The following is a 1,891-nucleotide window of genomic DNA, read 5'->3' as shown; positions in this document are numbered from 1 at the left end:
GGCGGCCCGCCCCCCGCCGCCGCCCGCGGCGCCCGCCCCCGCCCCCCCACTACCGTTACTTCAGGGTCGCCAGTGCCTGCCCCAACTGAACCGCATGCTCGGCATCCAGGTGCGGCGCGAACTCGGCCACCCCCGGCGGCAGCAGCACGATCACGGTGGAGCCGTAGTTGAAGCGCGCCATCTCCGCGAAGCGTTCCAGGGTGATGCCCTTGCCACGGTAATCCTTGCGCGTGATCGTATCGCCGTAGGCCGGAATCTCCTCGCCGCCCCACACCGTCTCCACGCCGGAGACCAGCAGCGCGCCGACCATCACCGAGACCATCGGGCCGAAGTCCGTATCGAAGTGACACACCAGGCGTTCGTTGCGGGCGAACAGCCCCGGCACCCTGTTCACCGCGGCCGGGCCGACGCTGAACAACCGCCCCGGCACGTGCACGGTCTCGCGCAGCGTGCCGGTCCACGGCATGTGCACGCGGTGGTAATCCTTCGGCGACAGATACACCGTGGCGAACAGGCCGTGGTGGAAGACCTCGGCATCCTTGGCATCGCCCAGCAGCTCGGCGGCGGTGAAGGACTGGCCCTTGGCCTGGAAGATGCGCCCATCCTCGATCTTGCCCAGCTGGCTGATCCGGCCATCGGCCGGCATCACCAGCGTGCGCGGATCGGCATCGGCCACGCGCGCGCCCGGCTTCAACGCCCGGGTGAAGAACTGGTTGAAGGTCGGGTAGCTGCGCGGGTCCGGATTGGCGGCTTCGGCCAGATTCACGCCGAACTTGGCGGTTACGGTGTCGATCAGCCAGCGCGAGACCCGCGGGTTGCTGGAGTACGCCAGTCTGCGCGCCATGGACGACAGCAGGCGATGGGGCAGGGCGTAGCTCAGCGTGGTCATCAAACTCATGGGGCGGATTTCTCGGTCAGCAGTTGCAGGTCGCGGGCGATGGCCTGCGCTTGGAAAGGAGGGCGGATCAGACCGGCCAAGCGGCCTTCCGGATCCAGCACGGCCAGGCTGGCCGAGTGTTCGAGGGTGTAATCCTCGGGATTCTCATCGAAGTGCTTGCCCGGCACCTTCTGGAACACGAAGCCCAGCGAGGTGGCGAAACGCTCCAGCGAGGGCACATCGGCCGTCGCGGCCAGCGTGTCCTTATGGAACGCATGCACGTACTCGCCCAGCCGTGCCGGCGTATCGCGCTCGGGATCGACCGAAATGAAGACCAGCCGCGGGCGCAGCGTCTCGGGCAGGGCTTCCCACTGCTTCTGGGCCTGGGCCAGATCGGCCAGCGTGGTCGGGCACACATCCGGGCAGAAGGTGAAGCCCAGGAACACCAGGGTCCAGTGGCCCTTCAGCTCGCCCGGGATCAGCCGGGTGCCGTCGGACTGGCCCAGGTTGAAATCGGGCAGCGGGCGCGGCTGCGGATAGAAGGTGATCGACTCGGTGGCGGGGCGGTCACCGCCCGGCTTGGGCGCGAAGACCTTCTGCGCCACGACCAGTCCCAGCCCGGCGGCGAGGGCGATCAGCAGGATGATGCCGACATTGCGATTGAACATAAGGGCCCCGTCCCGGAAGTGGCCACCATGATAGAGGCAGCCACGCCGGATTGTCGGGAGGGGCGTCGGCACGGGTGGGTAAGCAGTGCCAATTGCACAGCCGAGCATCGAAACCTCAGCGTCTGGGGCAGGGCACGGATTGCTGTTGGCGAAATGCCGAGCATGGCTCGGCACTACAAAAAACGCCTTCGATGCGTAATTCGTGCGCTATCGCCTTGGCCTTGGCTGTTCCCGAAAGAACCAACCCACTGTCAACGGCGTGGCGGGGGTGGGAGGGCGGGACCGTCAAGCGGCATGGATGCCGCGTGTCGAGCCCCCCGGGATGGGGTCACGGCGTGTCCCGCCC

At 67.5% G+C, this 1,891-nt stretch carries 2 protein-coding genes; both read right to left on the bottom strand.

Features of this window, described 5'->3' with window-relative positions; translation table 11 throughout:
- Nucleotides 1-55: 55 nt before the first annotated feature.
- Entirely contained in the window at nucleotides 56-898 is an 843-nt protein-coding gene (gene asd / locus QMX81_RS20820; protein ID WP_121038477.1) for an archaetidylserine decarboxylase, read from the bottom strand.
- Nucleotides 895-1,545: an SCO family protein gene (locus QMX81_RS20815; protein ID WP_121038474.1), complete on the bottom strand. Its 651-nt coding sequence runs from the start codon at nucleotides 1,543-1,545 to the stop codon at nucleotides 895-897. Before QMX81_RS20815 ends, asd begins: the two co-directional genes overlap by 4 nt.
- Nucleotides 1,546-1,891: the final 346 nt, after the last annotated feature.

The sequence above is a fragment of the Stenotrophomonas sp. PS02301 genome, assembly GCF_029959485.1.
Lineage (GTDB): Bacteria > Pseudomonadota > Gammaproteobacteria > Xanthomonadales > Xanthomonadaceae > Stenotrophomonas > Stenotrophomonas maltophilia_Z.
The sequence above is the reverse complement of the archived record's forward strand: the minus strand, read 5'-3'. Positions and strand labels throughout refer to the sequence as shown.

Coding starts and splice junctions, on each gene's coding strand:
- asd (WP_121038477.1), bottom strand. CDS start 898: ATGAGTTTGATGACCACGCTGAGCTACGCCCTGCCCCATCGCCTGCTG.
- QMX81_RS20815 (WP_121038474.1), bottom strand. CDS start 1,545: ATGTTCAATCGCAATGTCGGCATCATCCTGCTGATCGCCCTCGCCGCC.